This window comes from Halocatena marina (genome assembly GCF_023276375.1).
GTDB classification, from domain to species: domain Archaea; phylum Halobacteriota; class Halobacteria; order Halobacteriales; family Haloarculaceae; genus Halocatena; species Halocatena marina.
On sequence record NZ_JALLPK010000001.1, the window covers coordinates 3,081,829 to 3,098,272 of the forward strand.

Annotated in this window: 15 protein-coding genes, 1 tRNA gene and 1 pseudogene; 9 read left to right on the top strand and 8 right to left on the bottom strand. The window is 55.3% G+C overall.

Going from position 1 to position 16,444, the window contains the following annotated elements:
- The first annotated feature begins 10 nt into the window (after positions 1 to 10).
- On the top strand, positions 11 to 157 hold the full coding sequence (locus MW898_RS14515) for a DUF7563 family protein (RefSeq protein ID WP_248908485.1): 147 nt from the start codon (positions 11 to 13) through the stop codon (positions 155 to 157).
- Positions 158 to 527: 370 nt separating this feature from the next.
- On the opposite strand, the gene gatE is transcribed toward MW898_RS14515, so the two are convergent.
- Both gatE and MW898_RS14525 read right to left on the bottom strand, forming a co-directional pair.
- Entirely contained in the window at positions 528 to 2,384 is a 1,857-nt protein-coding gene (gene gatE, locus MW898_RS14520) for a Glu-tRNA(Gln) amidotransferase subunit GatE (protein WP_248908486.1), read from the bottom strand.
- Between the two features lie 112 nt (positions 2,385 to 2,496).
- Positions 2,497 to 2,961, bottom strand: a pseudogene (locus MW898_RS14525) (IS630 family transposase); the annotation flags it as partial.
- Between the two features lie 1,269 nt (positions 2,962 to 4,230).
- On the opposite strand from MW898_RS14525, the gene MW898_RS14530 reads away from it, so the two are divergent.
- A complete protein-coding gene (locus tag MW898_RS14530) occupies positions 4,231 to 5,283 on the top strand; it encodes a DUF2332 domain-containing protein (protein WP_248908487.1) in 1,053 nt (350 codons plus the stop codon).
- On the opposite strand, the gene MW898_RS14535 is transcribed toward MW898_RS14530, so the two are convergent.
- Complete coding sequence (locus tag MW898_RS14535) at positions 5,284 to 6,693, bottom strand: class II fumarate hydratase (protein ID WP_248908488.1); 1,410 nt, start codon at positions 6,691 to 6,693, stop codon at positions 5,284 to 5,286.
- A 345-nt stretch (positions 6,694 to 7,038) separates the two neighbouring features.
- On the opposite strand from MW898_RS14535, the gene MW898_RS14540 reads away from it, so the two are divergent.
- Both MW898_RS14540 and artA read left to right on the top strand, forming a co-directional pair.
- The gene (locus MW898_RS14540) at positions 7,039 to 8,646 is read left to right on the top strand and encodes a DUF7282 domain-containing protein (protein ID WP_248908489.1); all 1,608 of its coding nucleotides are present in this window, start codon (positions 7,039 to 7,041) and stop codon (positions 8,644 to 8,646) included.
- A gap of 107 nt (positions 8,647 to 8,753) precedes the next feature.
- Complete coding sequence (gene artA / locus MW898_RS14545) at positions 8,754 to 9,683, top strand: archaeosortase A (RefSeq protein WP_248908490.1); 930 nt, start codon at positions 8,754 to 8,756, stop codon at positions 9,681 to 9,683.
- Between the two features lie 7 nt (positions 9,684 to 9,690).
- Here artA and dph5 read toward each other — a convergent pair whose 3' ends face one another.
- Positions 9,691 to 10,482, bottom strand: a complete 792-nt coding sequence (dph5, locus tag MW898_RS14550) for a diphthine synthase (protein ID WP_248908491.1) — start codon at positions 10,480 to 10,482, stop codon at positions 9,691 to 9,693.
- Between the two features lie 126 nt (positions 10,483 to 10,608).
- On the opposite strand from dph5, the gene MW898_RS14555 reads away from it, so the two are divergent.
- Positions 10,609 to 11,571 carry a class I SAM-dependent methyltransferase gene (locus tag MW898_RS14555; protein ID WP_248908492.1) on the top strand — a complete coding sequence of 321 codons (963 nt, stop codon included), beginning with the start codon at positions 10,609 to 10,611 and terminating at the stop codon, positions 11,569 to 11,571.
- A gap of 380 nt (positions 11,572 to 11,951) precedes the next feature.
- Here MW898_RS14555 and MW898_RS14560 read toward each other — a convergent pair.
- Positions 11,952 to 12,024 (bottom strand) — tRNA-Thr (locus MW898_RS14560).
- Between the two features lie 4 nt (positions 12,025 to 12,028).
- Between MW898_RS14560 and MW898_RS14565 the strand changes: the two genes are divergently transcribed.
- A complete protein-coding gene (locus MW898_RS14565) occupies positions 12,029 to 12,280 on the top strand; it encodes a hypothetical protein (protein WP_248908493.1) in 252 nt (83 codons plus the stop codon).
- Here the strand turns inward: MW898_RS14565 and MW898_RS14570 are convergent.
- The 3 genes from MW898_RS14570 to btuC form a co-directional block, all read right to left on the bottom strand.
- Entirely contained in the window at positions 12,250 to 12,501 is a 252-nt protein-coding gene (locus tag MW898_RS14570; RefSeq protein ID WP_264383063.1) for a UPF0058 family protein, read from the bottom strand. The genes MW898_RS14565 and MW898_RS14570 overlap by 31 nt on opposite strands.
- A gap of 144 nt (positions 12,502 to 12,645) precedes the next feature.
- Positions 12,646 to 13,479 carry a heme ABC transporter ATP-binding protein gene (locus tag MW898_RS14575; protein WP_248908495.1) on the bottom strand — a complete coding sequence of 278 codons (834 nt, stop codon included), beginning with the start codon at positions 13,477 to 13,479 and terminating at the stop codon, positions 12,646 to 12,648.
- Entirely contained in the window at positions 13,476 to 14,573 is a 1,098-nt protein-coding gene (gene btuC / locus MW898_RS14580; protein ID WP_248908496.1) for a vitamin B12 ABC transporter permease BtuC, read from the bottom strand. The genes MW898_RS14575 and btuC overlap by 4 nt, the downstream gene beginning before the upstream one ends.
- Positions 14,574 to 14,633: 60 nt before the next feature.
- Here btuC and MW898_RS14585 point away from each other — a divergent pair, with 60 nt between their 5' ends.
- From MW898_RS14585 to MW898_RS14595, 3 genes are all read left to right on the top strand, one after another.
- Entirely contained in the window at positions 14,634 to 15,749 is a 1,116-nt protein-coding gene (locus tag MW898_RS14585) for a PGF-CTERM-anchored ABC transporter substrate-binding protein (protein ID WP_248908497.1), read from the top strand.
- Positions 15,750 to 15,922: 173 nt separating this feature from the next.
- Positions 15,923 to 16,198, top strand: coding sequence for a signal recognition particle subunit SRP19 (srp19, locus tag MW898_RS14590; RefSeq protein ID WP_248908498.1), 276 nt, complete (start codon positions 15,923 to 15,925; stop codon positions 16,196 to 16,198).
- On the top strand, positions 16,198 to 16,431 hold the full coding sequence (locus tag MW898_RS14595) for an H/ACA ribonucleoprotein complex subunit GAR1 (RefSeq protein ID WP_248908499.1): 234 nt from the start codon (positions 16,198 to 16,200) through the stop codon (positions 16,429 to 16,431). The genes srp19 and MW898_RS14595 overlap by 1 nt, the downstream gene beginning before the upstream one ends.
- Positions 16,432 to 16,444: the final 13 nt, after the last annotated feature.

Consider the following 16,444-nt stretch of genomic DNA (forward strand, 5'->3'; position numbering starts at 1 on the left):
CACACCATCCATGCCTCACTGCCAGAACTGTGATGCATTCGTGTCGAGACAGTACGCGCGTGTCTTTACCCCCGATGGTATCGCCAACCCTCGCGTCTGCCCGAACTGCGAAGACAAGGTTCGTGATGGAAACAGCGTTCGGGACGTGCACAATTGATCATCCGCGATCTATCGCCGTCTTGTCCACAGCAGATCGAAGCAGAGCTTCCGAGAGTGTCGTCATGTGTCGTCAACCGTGGCCCTCACGCTACCCACGATTGATACGATCGACGGTTCGTTTTCGAATGTACATTCGACGGCTCAACGCACCAGTAGAACACACAACCAATCGCTGAGAATCAGCTCCAAAGACAACACAAATACAAACACGAAGAGACGTAGTGCACAGTAAGCAACGAATACACGTTTTCTATCCCGAGCCTATCGATTCAGTAATCATCCATTTCCATACCACCACAGACGGCCCAGTACACACTCACCGGGATGTGTGCGATGATGGGGAGTAAATTCTACAGCACGGCGGATGATCAGGTTCGTTTTTGGATTTCTTCACGGAGGATGCTGCTCACCAGCTCGCCGTCCGCTTTCCCTCGGAGGGCTCCCATACACTCACCCATCAAAGCAGAAAACGCCCCCATTCCTTCTTCACGGATCTGACCCTCGTTGCGCTCTGCGATCTCGGCGATCGTCGTTCGCACAGTCTCGTCGTCGACACCGGAAAGACCGGCCTCGTCGACGGCTTGGTCGGCAGTTAGATCCGGCTCGTTCGCCAGCACGGTCAGCACGTCGGTGACACCTTCCTTTGCGAGTTCGTCTTGGGTGACGAGTTCGAGCGTCTCAATGAGATGCTCCTCGCGCAACGTTTCCACCGGAACATCGTCTCGTCGTAGTTCTGTGATGGTTCCTTCGAGCGTCCGTGCAGCGAGCGTCGGATCGATTTCCTGTTCGACTGCTCGTTCGAAAACGGGCATCCAGCGGCCATAGGCGACCTGTTCTGCGAGCGTCGAATCGAGATCGAGATCGGAGACGTAGCGTTCGCGCTTTTCGGTGAGCAACTCGGGCGTCTGGACATCCGAAGGGTCGATACTGACCGGCGAAACGTCCGTTTCGGGGTACATTCGTGCTGCCCCAGGGAGCGGTCGGAGATACTCCGATGTCGTATCGGGGTTCGCGCCTCTCGTCTCCTCGGGGACACCGGTAATCGCATCACGAGCTCGTTCGGCAACTGCCTCGATCGCCTGCGTGGAGATCGATTCTGGTGCGGCGACCAGCGCAACTGCATCGTCCTCGCTTGCACCGACAGCCTCGCGGAGCGCATCAACTTCGTCTTGTGTGACGCCGTAGGCGGGTAGCTCGTCGGTATGGAAGACGCCGCCCGCGCCGCTTCGCACAGCGTGATCGGAGAATTCGGTACCAAGGCGTCGGTCGGACTGTATCTCACGACCAACGAGACCGTCGAAGCCAAACAACGGAACAGCGCGTACTGCGTTCGCGCTTGCGATGACGCCGCTGTCAGTGTCCTCGAACACGCCCGTTACGTCTACGGGATCACCGACGCTCGCGCTTCGTTCCTGAAGGGTTTCGCTGATTTCGATCAGGTGAACCTGCCGTTTTACCTCGTTTTCGACGATTGCTGCGATGTCGTCGAGACTCTGGACACCCTTTAGTTCGACACGCGCCCCATCCTCGATCGAGACGTTCACGTCCTGCCGGATAGTGCCGAGACCGCGCTTTACTGCCCCTGTCGATCGGAGCAGCATGCCGATGGTAGCGGCGGCTTCCTGTGCCTGCTCCGGTGTACGGAGGTCCGGCCCGGTTCCAATCTCGACGAGCGGAATGCCGAGCCGATCGAGGCTGTAGGTGACACCGGCATCTGTCTCCTCGACGCGCTGGCAGCTCTCCTCTTCGATGAGAAGGTCTGTGATCGTCACTGGACCGTCGTCGGTTTCGATCTGTCCATCAGTAGCGATCAGAGTAGACCGCTGAAACCCGGACGTGTTCGAACCATCGACGACGATCTTACGCATGATGTGTGCCTGATCGACGGGGTTCATATCGAGGAGCTTCGCTATTTCGAGCGCCACCGAAAGTGCCTCCTCGTCGATTCGATGTGGTGGTTCATCGTCCTCCTCGACGAGACATGTCGTATCATATCCGAGATACGTGAACTCACGTTCGATTCGGCTCTCTTCGAGCGCAGCCTCGTCGATTTCGCCAAGTTCGCTCCGAGTAGGATGTAAATACCGAGTGATCTGTCGTGTCGCATTTGCCGGCTCGCGTCGAACTGTTGGACATTCACAGAAGAGTTTCGTGGCTGTATCGAGCTGCTGGTGGATCTCTAATCCGGACATGAGACCAACCTCCTCATAGTCGTATGCGGTCATTATGCGACGGTCAGGGATGGAACAATAAAAAACCGTTTAGTCGCGTTCGCCGATCCTCACACTGACACGACGATTACGGTGGAAGCCAGTGTTTCGTGTCGCTGCTCGCTAACTCGTCCGGATCGTCGCTCGTCGCGGACTGTCGGACTGTCCGATAGCGCAGACCAGCTTCTTTCATCAACCGCCGACAGCTCGGTAGTGAGTAATCGACGCCAAAGATATCGTCGATGTACTGACTGACGAGCTCTGGCGACCACGTCAGAGCGTCGTATCCGACCTGCTGTGGTGGCTGATGGAGGATCTGTTTCAATCCGTCTTGTTGTTGTGACGAGAGTTTCCGGGGACGACCGGATCTGTGCGCGTCGTGAACGGCCTCTGTAAGCGGTTGCTCTTCGAGCCGTTTGAGCCAGCTGTAAATCGTCCTACGCTGTACCCCATACCACTCAGCGAGTTCGGTCTGCGTTATACCGTTTTTGTACGCAATAGCCGCGAGCAGCCGCTTAGTCGGTTTCTTTCCCTCGACAGTATCAAGGGCCTGCTGGAGATCTTCGAGCGAAATTGATTCGAAGTGATCCATTACCATTGGTTGTGGTTCCGAGTAGAAAGTTCTAACGAATACCATCACAGATCGCCCAAAGAGAAACCCTCACGGTTGTCGAATGATTGCAGAGGGTCGAGAAACGTTCGGAGGTCAAACCCAATTGGTCGGGGGTAGGGTCTCCGTATCGTGTGCTCGCTCGATGATCGGTTGTGAGTAGAGAGTACGACTGCGATACGACACAGCAGAGGATCGGAGGAAAATCAGCACGGTCATCGGTTCAGCGCATTACAACGGTACGCGTGTAATTAAACACACTCGAAACGAAAGGCTAATTCGACCCGAGAACAGTGCTTGATCGGTGTCTACCAGTTGGTTGGCGCTCCATCACAGATTCTTTACTGCTGTCTCCGGCTGGATTGGTAATCGAATGGGAGTACGACACCCAACAAAAGAGTAAATAAATTCATACCGATAATAACAACTCTTCTCAGAGCAATTCTCTCGCTATATACGGAATAAATTATACATTCGTGCTATTCAATGCTGAATATTATTGGCGGTGTGGTGTCGTACAGTTCCGACAGCACGACTCTCTTCGGACTCGTATTACCGCGCGGTATACACACTCACATCTGCTTCGATCGGTGAAAGAAGGGCTTCACAAGTATTTTCAACATCTAAGATGCCGTAATAAAATATACCGAGTTTTCTGCTCTGTCTCTTTCGTCCTGATGTCCATTGCGATGCAGAGGTGTGATTCAGCAATATACACATAACAAAATATCATAATAAAGTCAGATAGTACGGTATCGAATAGGTGAGATCCATCGTAAAGTGATGAGATAGAAGTCGAAGAGTCGCCTAAAAGCAGTCGTACCGTGTGATGAGCCGCCTATCGAAAATATAAATTCTAGATGTAAAGGATAAGCAGTAATTAAGTAAGAGTGAGAGTTCTCATCAATGCGGGAACGAACAACACAAGAGCAGCAGTGTGATTTCTACATCGTCGATGTATTTACAAACAAGCCGCTTACAGGGAATCCACTGCGTGATAGTCGGACGATTCAGTACAAATACTTTTATTGACTAAAATTTAACATATCGTTTCAGTATATACGGTATACTACGAAATACAATCATTTATTTGAAGTAAGGCGTTGTTATGCAGACGATCTGTGGCAAATATCGTTCGAGCAATTCGAGGAAGTCAACTCTAGACCGACCGTTGGGATGGCTCAGTCGTCGAACGAAGAATCATCAGAGCGTGATGGTGGGATTCATCTATCGTGTGCGTGAAGACGACTCATGAGTGAAGCCGCTGGTGAGTTTCAGCAGTTCGCAGCGCAGGAATCTCGTGGTTCGTCACCACTCTATGCCCACCTCTCAAGAGAAATCTGCGAAGATCCCGAACTGCTTGCGCTTGCCGAGTGTGTTCCCACAGCTCAGCCGACGCCAAATCTATTGTTCGCTGCGGTCCAGTACCTGCTGTTCGAGACGCCGGAGCACCCACTCGCCTCGTACTATCCAAGTATCGCTGCGGATCCCTTGCCGGTTGATGATGAGACGTATCCGCTCTTTCGCGCGTTCTGTCTCGATAACAGGGATCAACTCCAGTCGATTCTCGGGACGCGGCGGGTCCAAACCAACGCGGTGCGCCGTAGCGCGGTGTTACTGCCCGCGTTTGAATATTTGTTCCAGCGCACAAAGCGCACCCCGCTTGCGTTGCTCGAAATCGGTCCGAGTGCGGGGTTGAATCTCTGTTTGCACCAGTTCGGCTACGATTACGGAGACGCTGGCCGCTGTGGTGAGCAGACGGCAGCCGTCCAACTCAATTGCACTGTTCGCGGAGCGCTCGCTCCACCCCTTCCAACGACCATGCCGACCATCGGCTCTCGAATTGGGATTGACGTGCGGCCGCTCGATGTCAGTGCCGTCGAGGACAGTAAGTGGCTCCGAGCGTTGATATGGCCAGAACACACAAAGCGCCAGCAGCATCTCGCTTGCGCAATCGAGACTGCACAACGCGATCCACCGACACTCGTGGCGGGGGATGCAGTCGATCGCCTCGAAGCGGTCTGTTCACGCATTCCAACCGACGAAACCCTCTGTCTATTCAATACACACGCGTTGTATCAGTTCTCACAGACGGCACGCGAGCAACTCCTCGATCGGATCACAGCACTCGGAAAACAGCGGGATCTCTTCTGGCTGTCGTGTGAGTACTCCCCGCGATTACTTGCGCCAGTTGCGCAGTTGCTCGCCTTCGAAAACGGTACTAAGAGCGCATCACTGTTGGCGATGTACCAATCACACGGCGAATGGATCGAGTGGATCGATGCGGCCTCGGGAGTTCGGTAATCACTCGTCTCCGAGAATGCCCGGCTCGGTCATCTTCACTGGATCGAGCACTTGGTCGGCTTCCGCTTCGGTGAGATATCCCTTCTCGACAGCGACTTCGCGGACGGTTTTCCCCTCTTTGAGTGCAGTCTTCCCGACTTCGGCGGCCTTATCGTAGCCGATACTCGGATTGAGCGCAGTTGCAAGCGCCATGCTCCGCTCAACCTGTTGTTCACAGTGTTCCCGATCGGCTTCGAGTGGGGCAATGAATCGCTCTGCGAACACACTGCTAGCGTTCGAGAGCAACTCGACCGACTGGAGAACGTTGTGCGCGAGGACGGGCTTATAGAGGTTGAGGTCGATCTGTCCGTCCGCCGCGGCGACCGAGACTGCCGCGTCGTTACCGACAACCTGCTTGTGGACCTGATTAACCGACTCGGCAACAACAGGGTTGATCTTCCCTGGCATGATCGAAGAGCCGGGTTGGTTTTCAGGCTGGTCAATTTCGCCCAATCCGTTCCGTGGTCCCGAAGCGAGCAGACGGAGATCGTTCGCGATCTTGTTCACCGAGCCAGCGACGACCCGGATCGCGCCGTGGATCTCGCTCATCGCGTCGTGGGCGGCTTGGGCCTCGAAGTGGTTGTCTGCCTCACGGAACGGAAGTCCCGTCTCCTCTGCGATATATTCAGCGGCGCGTGGTGGGAACTCAGGATCGGTGTTCAGGCCGGTTCCGACCGCTGTTCCACCGAGAGCGAGTTCTGCCAATCGTGGCGTGGCGTCTTCGAGGCGGGTAATTCCCTTCTCCACCTGCGCGCGGTAACCACCGAACTCCTGCCCGAGCCGGACCGGTGTCGCATCTTGTAGATGCGTGCGGCCGGTTTTTACGACATCGTCGAACTCCGTTTCTTTCGCCGCGAGTGCATCACGAAGCGCTTCGAGTGCGGGCAACAGATCGTCCTCGACGGCTTCGAGCGCAGCGATATGCATCGCGGTCGGGATAACGTCGTTGCTCGATTGGCCGAAGTTGACGTGATCGTTCGGATGTATCTCCCGTGAACCGATCGTCCCGCCGTAGCGCTCTGTTGCTCTGTTGGCGATGACTTCGTTTGCGTTCATATTCGAGGACGTGCCGCTCCCGGTCTGGAAGACATCGACGGGGAACTGATCGTCGTGTTCGCCATCGATGACCTCGTCCGCAGCCTCGATGATACAGTCCGCTTTGTCGGTGGCAATGTGATCCAAATCGCGGTTCGCCCGTGCAGCCGACTTTTTCACGATTCCGAGCGCGCGGATGAAGCGCCGACCGAACGTGACGGAGCTGATCGGAAAGTTCTCGACTGCCCGCTGAGTCTGTGCGCCCCAATATGCGTCTGCTGGGACCTCTACCTCACCAAGACTGTCTCGCTCGATTCGATAACCCTGATCGCTCATGTACGTGAACTCTCTTCTCGAACAAGCGTAAAACCCATCGAAAGCCATCGGCGACCGATCTCACCTACGATTTGATCACCATTTATTGGTCCATCGGTGTCCATTCACCAGAAAGCATTTATAAAGATAGGACCACCTTCGAGTTATGTCACAGAGATGGTGACAAAACGAAGTGAAAACGGGTGATTATCTATTCATCTACTTATTTATAATTCGAATCGGAGAACGGGCAAAAGTGTCTGACGAAACAGGGATAGTAAGAGTATGACGGATACAACGACCACAATACGTAGTCAGATCCTTACAACAATAGTGACGTGTTCGGTCTTTGTTGGAGCGATCGTGGTGGGATTGCTCGTTGTCGTCGCAAGCGTTGGAAGTGTGAGTGCTATCGCCACGCACGATAGTGAATCATTCGTGACTAATGACGTCACCGAAGCGAACAGCGACGCTATCGATGCTACGATGGATGTCGGGGGGAATGTAACCGTCCAGTCCCTCACGTCGGATACTCAGGGGACACTGACGATCCAAACAGCCCCATCATCCAGTTCATTGGATACAGTCACCAACGTTTCTGCAGCTGCTGTGGATGACCAGACGATCGCCATCGATGACGCTCTGATCCTCCGTCTGTCGTCGACGGAGCTGTCGAACGCGATCGCTTCGGGTAACGGATCGTCGGGCACCAACGCCGAACGGCTTCTCGAGCTGGAACAGTCCGGCGACATCGACATCGACATCACACAGACAAATGACGACGACGCCAAGAGACTCGACCTCGGGGCAACGGTGGAGAACGGCGGACTCAAAGTACTCCACGCAGGAAGTGTTCTGTATATTGTCATCGACACAGAGCGGGCGGAGTTCAAGCGCGGAGAGCAGACAGTCGATGCAGCGCCAGATGATCAGTTCGAAGTGACCGTTACCGGAAACGAGACGTCGGTGTCAGCGGATTTCGAGATTGAACCACGGGCAGCGTCGTTCGATACCACAGACGATCAGGGAACGATCGCTGTCAAAGCAGAAACCAACCAAACAGTATCTGGGGAGACAACCGTGGCTCCGGGGACGTACCTCACAATTCGGGCGCAATCAGACAAACGATCTTCGTTCGTTATTACACGGACGACGTCGGTGGAGTCTGACGGAACATTCGATCTCGATTTCGACTTTACCAACGTCACGAAAGGGACGTCATTCGATCTAACAATTCCGAATCAAGGATTCGAAGACAACGCATCAACCGCAGGAATTGTACAACGGCCATCGACTGCTTCGGTGAGCGTCAACAATCAGAATATCGGAGCGAACGAGACACAGACCATCGTTGTCAGGTCTGTTAATCTCTCCGAGGGTGGGTTCATAACGGTGCACGATCGGTCGTTCTTCGATACCGAGAACGAGACAAAGCCAGCACAAAGTCTTCGAGGGGCCAAATATATTAGACCTGGTCTACAGAACAACACATCAATTGAGCTTGATATTCCATATAAACGCAGCGGTACGGTTGTCGTTGTTCCGTACCACGATACGAATGGAAACCATGAATTGGACATCACGACCGGAGACGAGCCATACGTAGGGGCCGACGGTGGGCCGATCGCCAACTCGGCGAACGCGTCTGTCGGAGACGGAATCGGACAAGGAACGACCACAGAGCTTGATCCCCAGAATGAGACGGTGCCGTCTGTGCCGTCGCCGGTCAATGGCACAGACGATTATGCCCTCCCGAATGGGAGTGATGGAACGGGCACTCACGCACTCGACGGCGCAACCGGATCGAACGAAGACGGCGAAAGAGGGGACGAATCGAATATCGGTAACAAGAAAACGACGCTCAAAGCCGATGGAACCACAGAAACAGATGGTCCCGGATTCGGACTCGCTGCGGGAGTCGTAGCTATCGGCGTGATAACGTTGCTTTCAGCCCACAGAACGCGAGAGAACTGAATTGACATCACTCCAGCTTGTCCGACCATGTCACAATACCAGAGCGTTTCTTCGTGTCATTATTCGACGCACAATAGCTATGCGTTCTCTGGTTCATGTGGTAACTGATGGTTGAGTCGTTGTTTCGCGTGCTTGATTGGGCCCAACAGTTCTCTGATCCGTTGGCATGGTTGGTGCTTGCTGCTTTCCTCGGTGGCGCAGCACTCGAATACGTGGGGCGAGACAGTGCTCGAACGCTCACTGTTGTGGCGTGGATCCTGTTCGCTGCGTTTTGGTTTTCGTTGATCCACCACTACCTCATCGATTCGAAGAGTATCATCGAAGGCATCGGTAGTATTATCGCAGTCCCAGCAAGCGTCTACACGGGATATCTCCTCTTGCGCGGTCGGGATTCGCTTTTCGTTCTTTCCCGAGCTATTGCCGCCATGGGGCTCATTTTCCTGCCATTCGAGGCGATCCCTATGTTGACAACGGGATTGATCGAGATCGTAACTCATCAGACAGAGCTCCTAATGGGAGTGTTTGGGCAGACTGCGCCCGCAGATTATCGTGTTGTTAGTGGTGCAGTCGTCGGACGCCCGGATCGCAGGAGCACATTCCTGTTTGTCGCAGAGAACGGCCATCGGCTAACGTATACGATTCGTATTGCCTGTACAGGACTCGGGAGCATGGCTATCATTGGCGGCCTCATCGCCGCCGTTCGTGCTCCACTCGCACAAAAATTCCGCGCGCTTTCGGTGTCGCTGCCCGTGATCTATGCGCTCAATCTCGTTCGCAACACATTTATTGGGCTTACGTTCGGCCAGCAACGCCTCCATATCGCTCCGGATCTCATTCTGGGGCTGTTTTCTGCCACCGACCCCTACAGAGTGTCGTACTTCATCGCTGATCGTATCCTCGCTCAGAGTCTCTCGGTCGTCGCACTTGTTGGAATTACGTGGCTCGTCGTCCGCGAACTCCCAGTCGCACTGGTCGTCGTCGAGGACCTCCTCTACATGGTGACCGGAACCGAGTACGACTTGCACGCGATCAATTGAGGACGGCTCAATCGAGCGTTGGCAGGAGGCCCACCGGTGCGCCTGCGAGTTCTCGTAGTGCGTCGCTTTCCATGTGGTGGAGATCCCCCGGAATGACGAGCAAGTGGAGAGGAGCACCGAAGTTGTGGTCTGCGAGCACAGAGAGACTATCTGCTTCAATAACGGGATCGGAACTCCCAGCACGACAGACCGCAACGGCAAGCGTCCCGTCATCATCCTCAGTCTCGTACGCCGACGAGAGCAACGCAGCAGCGGTATCAGCGGTCATGTACTCACCTCGGTCTGCTTTGATATCCAGATAGACGAGCGTGTGCAGACCGCGCTCGCGGTTGTCGTCGATGGTGTCGATAACGCTTTGTGGGACACTGTCTCCGCCGTGAGCGTACGGGAACGGAAGCGTCGTGGCCTTTCCGAATCGGTAGTTCTGCAGCCCAGTTAGTGAGCTTGCTGCCGATGCGGCCGTGGTCCCGTGGATGATTCGGGTGTCGATATTTCGTGCTGTGGCTCGGAGACGGAGATCGACGTGTGTGGTCGAAATCATCGGATCGCCCCCGGTGAGAAAGACGACCTGTTCGGTTTCCGCAGCGTCGAGAATCGAACCTGGTTCCTGTTCGATGCCTGCGCGTTCGCGCACCTCAATCGAGACATCGTGATACGATTCGAGTTTTTCGATGGTGGTTCCGGCGAGTTGGCTGGTGTAAAATTCCGCAACAACGTGATCCGCACCGGCGAGCGCCTCCCGTCCCTCGACGGTGATCGAGCGCTCGTCGAACAAACCGAGACCGACGAACGTGAGCATGGACGAACTGCGTGACCGACCGGGTTAAAGAAAGCGAACGGCAGACGGGGTGATAGATACTACTGCGAGGAACGAGTAGTTGGGTCGAAGCGTCAGACTTAGCCTCGCTGGACGGTGATCACGCTCATGGTTGAGGTCCCCTGTGTCCGCGTTCGACCCTCGGAGGGCGAATCGACTCGACGAGCACTTGCTGGGGGTGAATTCTTGCATCCGAGCTATGAGATCACAGTTGTAGACGGATGGCTCTACATCCCTGTCGTGGATGCGCCCGACGACTACACTGTCGTCGTTCGAGACGCTCCCGAGCGCAATCGCCAGACGATGCCCAGCGATATCCTTGGATACGAGCCGAGTTACGAACGACTCGGCGAACTCGCAATCCTCGATGAAGACGACCCAGAGCGAGCACGAGAGATCGCCGACGCGCTCTGTTCCTCAGACCTTCCCATCGAAAGCACCGTCAACCGAGCGTCGAAGGTGAAAGGTGACCTCCGCGTGCGCGAGTGGGACGTGCTCGCTGGCGATACAAACACAATTCACCGCGAGTATGGCAACGAATTCGCACTCGATGTCGCGCAAGTGTACTTCTCACCACGGCTCGCAACTGAACGCCACCGCGTTGTCGAACAAGTTCAGGGAGAAGAGCAGTTCATCGACATGTTCGCTGGTGTTGGTCCGTTTGTCGTCCCCGCCGCAGCACGTGGCGCGAAAACGGTGGGTGTGGATCTCAACCCGGCAGCGATCGAGTTTCTCCGGGAGAACGCCCGTCGGAATGGCGTCGAAGAACGTGTTACGGCCATTCACGCCGACGTACGAGAGATCGCGTACGACGATTGGGCAGATCGACTCGTGATGAACCTCCCGCACAGCGCAAACGAGTTCCTCGAGACGGCTGTCCGGCTGGCGGGTGATGAGTGTGTGCTCCACTACTACGATATCCAACACGAAGACGACCCGTTTGGACCCGGTGAGCGAGCGATTCGGGACGCAGCGTCGGAGTACGACGTCAGTGTCGAAACACAGCACACGGTGCGATCGTACGCTCCACACGAAGTGAACGTCTGTCTCGATGTCCGACTGATGCGGTGACTGAGATTTCGACGCTGTGGCGACCCAATTCCTGAGTTGATGAAAGAACTCATCGCAGGGGTTCTCTTGATTGCCAGTGGTATTCGTTCATCGAAGGATCCACTACCGAAACGCAATACGTAGCAGTGTGGGCTTGTTCTTGGTGTTTTTCTCGGGAGCCTTGTCTCGCTGCTCGAAGTGGTTACGGAGATCACGTCATAGAATCCAACAGATTCGGCCTGACACACAGACTGCGGTACGATGTTGTTTCAGGAACATCAAATGTACCCTTCCTGAATGTGGCACAATGCTCCGCAGGTAAACATCAATTCTACCAAATCGCAGCAAAGATTGTATACTGTATAGAGCTTCTATGCATTTGATAAAGTAATTCCGTACAAAGCCAGTGGAGGGATTTGAACCCTCGGCCTAATCCTTACGAAGGATTCGCTCTGCCGGCTGAGCTACACTGGCGCGTTTGTACACCACCGACAGTTACTATTCGATCCAAGAGCAGTATAAGGATTCCGGAGTGCACTCGCCGTCGGGAGACGAACGCATTGCACACTATCAAACACTCTCCATCAACGTTGCTGATGATGATCCCGAGAAGAATGAGGAGGAATACGAGCAACGTGACAAACAGGAAAAACCGATCGGCAGTGCTCATAGGAGCCATCACGAGTACCTCTTTCGAAGTCAGTGGATCCGTCGACTGCTGTCGGCGTGAGCAGGTGGCGATTGGTCGGATTCGATCGCCTCCGTTAGAATTGAGGCAAGCGTTTTAACAGCCTGTTCGTGCTCCTGTTTCGGATGATACACCGCTGTCGGTGACGTATCGAGTGTCCGGTACGATGTGAGCTCCTCATCGGAGAGATCACCTCGGGTTTGCATCACAACGCACACTCGATCGAGCAGCCCGTGGAGATAGATGAAATCTTGCTTTCTCACAATATTATCGCTACGTGTTCAACATTACTGAACACTCCGAGGGTCGTGTTACCTACCCACATATATCAATTCACACCAGTAGCGAGTTCACTTTCCGAAGCACACCAGACCCATCAGGGCCACAAGCGTCTTCACACAATTCGTTTACTGCTGTTCTCGTTCTTGTCCGTGTTCGTGTTCTCGTTCGCTCTCACGCGTTCCGAGCGTTGTGATTGTTGGTGATTGCGTAACCGGGTGTCGATGGACGTGAGGGCGGCCACCGAACGCTTCCGCGATAGTGGATTCGGTGAGGACAGATTCAGGGGGACCGGCTGCAAGCACACGGCCGTCCGAGATGACGACGATGGAATCACAAAAGCGTGCTGCGAGATCGAGATCGTGGATCGCTGCAAGAGCTGTCGCGCTCTCGTCGACCAGATCACGAACGAGTTCTAGCGTTCGCACTTGATGGGTGATGTCAAGGCTGGCTGTCGGTTCATCGAGCACCAGCGCGGGTGCATCCTGTGCGAGTGCGCGGGCAAGAAGAACCCGCTGGCGTTCACCACCACTCACGGAACCAGCAGACCGATCGGCCAGATGGCTGATGTGAGCCCGTCGGAGCGCTCGTTCGACAGAGTCATCGTCATCGGCACGCTGAAACCGCGAGCGGTGTGGTGTTCGTCCCATTGCGACGACATCCCGGACGGAGAACTCGAACGAGATGGTTGTGTCCTGTGGAACAGTTGCGACCAGCCGAGCAGCAGCGCGGCGAGAGAGAGAGCGAACGTCGTTCCCATCGATCGAGACGGTTCCCGAATCGGGCGTGAGTACGCCGTTGATCGTCCGCAAGAGCGTCGTCTTCCCGGCTCCGTTCGGACCGACGAGTGCGACGAACGACTGAGCAGGCACCGAAAACGAAACACTGTCGAGAATTGGTGTTCCGCCGAGCGATACTGCGACGTTTTCCACATCAATCATCGGGGTGGTCTCACGGGTCACAGTCGATGCACCTCTCGGCGGCGGAGCAGATACAGGAAAAACGGCGCACCGAGTGCTGCTGTCACGATACCGACGGGGAGTTGTGCGGTTCCCGAGCGCGCGATCGTATCCGTCGCAACGAGAAACACCGCACCAGCGATAGCGCTTGTCGGCAACAGAATGCGGTGGTCCGGACCGACGAGCAGGCGAAGCATGTGGGGAACGATGAGTCCGACAAATCCGATGACTCCCGCTACCGAGACCGCGGCCGCAGTGATGAGACTCGATACTGCGAGGAGAATCCGCTTTGTTCGCTCGACGTTGATTCCGAGTGTCCGAGCGTCCTCTTCTCCGAGCAGGAGAACGTTCAAGTCTCGCGTGAAGACACAGAGGAGGACGAACGCGATCAGTGAGATACTCAACGAAATGGTGACATCATTCCAGCTCGCGCGAGCGAGATCACCCATCAGCCAGTGGAGCACTGTATTGATGCTCCGACCAGCCTGTAACAGCATGTACGAGACGACCGCCCCGAGAAACGTCTGAACCGCGACACCAGCCAAGAGAAGCGTCGCAACGGGCGTCCGTCCGTTTTTCGTCGCAATGAGATAGACAGAAAACGCAGTGACGAGCGCAGACAGGAAGGCGATCCCCTGCAATCCAAACGGGATTGACAGCGAAAACACGAGCGTCGCTACTGCACCGACCGCTGCACCAGAGGAGACGCCAATAATCGATGGGTCCGCCATCGGATTACGGAAGAATCCTTGCATAACGGTCCCCGCGGTCGAAAGGGCGAATCCGACGACTGCGGCGAGCACGATCCGAGGGAGACGGAGGCGATTGACGATGATCTGTTTGGATCTTGGTACAGGAAAATCGAACGGATGGACGAACGAGATATCGAGCGCCAACCACGGAGCGTGCCCGATGGTGGTCGCCATCCAAACCGGATCGATCGTCACTGCGGGGACTGAGACCGCGTTGAGTATGGCCTTTGCTACGACCAATGCCGAGATGCGCACCGGCCCGATGGTCACGCTCCAAATAACGGTCAGAACGAGCAAACATAGCAGACCAACCGACCACCAAATGGTCCGCATCCATCGTCGCATGTTCACAAGCTTGGTTGGATTAGATAAATATTTATTGCAAACGAACGCTCCAAATGAATGATGAAACAGAAGCGACTGATAGCATGCTTCGCCGTCGTGCTTGTGCTCACCGCCTCACTGGCAGCGGGAGCAGGAGCAGGGGTATCAACAGGAACGGTACAGTCCGCGTCCGCACAGCCGACGTGTTCGTTCCCGTTCGAAAAGACCGATGCGACGGGGACAGCGGTAACAGTCGAGAGTGAACCTGGCCGCGTTGTTGCGCTCCAACCGAGCGCGGCACAGACCATGTGGGAGATCGGCGCAAAGAAGAAGGTTGTCGGCTTGCCCGTTGGCCCGTACACTTCGTTCCTGAACGGTTCGAAATCGGGCGATCGAACAGACATCACAAAGCAAGACGGCTACACCACGAACATCGAGTCGGTTGTCTCGCTGACTCCCGATCTCGTACTCGCGCCGAACGTCGTGAGTAACGAAACGGTAGAGAAGCTCCGTAGCGCGGGGCTAACAGTCTATAAGTTCAAAAGCGGTCGATCAATCGAAGATATCTACAGGAAAACCACGCTAACGGGGCAACTCGTGGGTGCGTGTCAAGGAGCAAATCAGCGCGTCGAAGCGATGAACGAAACCGTCTCGTCGATTGAGTCGGCTGTCGAGAATCGTGACCGTCCGCGCGTTCTCTACCTCATGGGTGATGGGTACACTCCCGGAAACGGAACGTTCATCAACAGAGTGATCACCCTCGCTGGCGGCGAGAACATCGCAGCGAGCGCCGGTATTACGGGCTATAAGCAGATCAATCCCGAGTCTGTGATCAAACAGGATCCACAGTGGATTGTCGTCGGAAGCGATACGCCGAACATTCCGAACCAAACTGCCTACACGGAAACGACCGCACTCAAGCAAAACCAAACCGTGGTCGTGAATTCGAGCTACATCAGCCAGCCTGCTCCACGAGTCATCACCCCGATGAACTCACTGGCGAGATCGTTCCATCCGGACGCTTTTGAGCAAACGAATGCGACTGACGAGAGCACAGCAACCGACGGAAAGACGACAGCGGCGACGAACGCCACGGCCACCACTGGAACCACCGAGACGAACGGACCCGGGTTTGGGGTTATCGCCGCAATGCTCGCGCTACTCGGAGCCACACTCGTTGCCCGACTGCGCCAGTAGAACGTTTCTCACTCGTGGTCTGGTGCTTTTCCGGTGTGTATCTCGTCTCTCAGTGACCGATTCGAGTTTGATTGCTGTTCTCTCTCGACCATCACATCAATCAGAAGGACCCTCTGTACACACACCACGAGCGCTTCGTAAGATTCGTTTCAGCGCCCGTCGTTGGTGTTGCTATGGTCGAGAACGTCATCTGGCCCGCTGCGCTCGATTCGAGGCTGTCGCGGAACGAGGGACGCCGTGTATCCCTCGAACTCGCGGTCGAAAATCCGACGGTCGACGAAATCGCTCGCGCTGTCCAACAGATCGGATACGACGCTGTTATTGAGCGCGATAAAACGTACTCACGAGAGTACGAATCTCGCGGCCGCGTGCTCATACAGAACGCAGATGAGGCGGGAAAGAGCGATCTCTTGCAAGCAATTGCAGCGTACGTCGGCGCACTCCGGTAATGAAACTAAAACGCATCGGTAGTGTTGTGCGAACCGCACAAGGACTCGCTGTCGTCCGTGCACCGGACGAGACGCATCCCGATATCGGAACGAGCGTCATCGACGAGAATCTTGATAGCGTCGGTCGCGTGGTGGACGTGTTCGGTCCGGTCGATCGACCGTACGTTGCCGTTTCCCCCGATTCGGACGTGCAACTCCCGTTGTTACTCGGCTCCATCGTTTACGCCCGGTGAACGGGTGACGATT

Bases quoted from the DNA above. Each gene is read 5' to 3' on its own strand.
- MW898_RS14515 (WP_248908485.1), top strand. From the start codon at position 11: ATGCCTCACTGCCAGAACTGTGATGCATTCGTGTCGAGACAGTACGCG.
- gatE (WP_248908486.1), bottom strand. From the start codon at position 2,384: ATGACCGCATACGACTATGAGGAGGTTGGTCTCATGTCCGGATTAGAG.
- MW898_RS14530 (WP_248908487.1), top strand. From the start codon at position 4,231: ATGAGTGAAGCCGCTGGTGAGTTTCAGCAGTTCGCAGCGCAGGAATCT.
- MW898_RS14535 (WP_248908488.1), bottom strand. From the start codon at position 6,693: ATGAGCGATCAGGGTTATCGAATCGAGCGAGACAGTCTTGGTGAGGTA.
- artA (WP_248908490.1), top strand. From the start codon at position 8,754: ATGGTTGAGTCGTTGTTTCGCGTGCTTGATTGGGCCCAACAGTTCTCT.
- dph5 (WP_248908491.1), bottom strand. From the start codon at position 10,482: ATGCTCACGTTCGTCGGTCTCGGTTTGTTCGACGAGCGCTCGATCACC.
- MW898_RS14555 (WP_248908492.1), top strand. From the start codon at position 10,609: ATGGTTGAGGTCCCCTGTGTCCGCGTTCGACCCTCGGAGGGCGAATCG.
- btuC (WP_248908496.1), bottom strand. From the start codon at position 14,573: ATGCGACGATGGATGCGGACCATTTGGTGGTCGGTTGGTCTGCTATGT.
- MW898_RS14585 (WP_248908497.1), top strand. From the start codon at position 14,634: ATGAAACAGAAGCGACTGATAGCATGCTTCGCCGTCGTGCTTGTGCTC.
- srp19 (WP_248908498.1), top strand. From the start codon at position 15,923: ATGGTCGAGAACGTCATCTGGCCCGCTGCGCTCGATTCGAGGCTGTCG.
- MW898_RS14595 (WP_248908499.1), top strand. From the start codon at position 16,198: ATGAAACTAAAACGCATCGGTAGTGTTGTGCGAACCGCACAAGGACTC.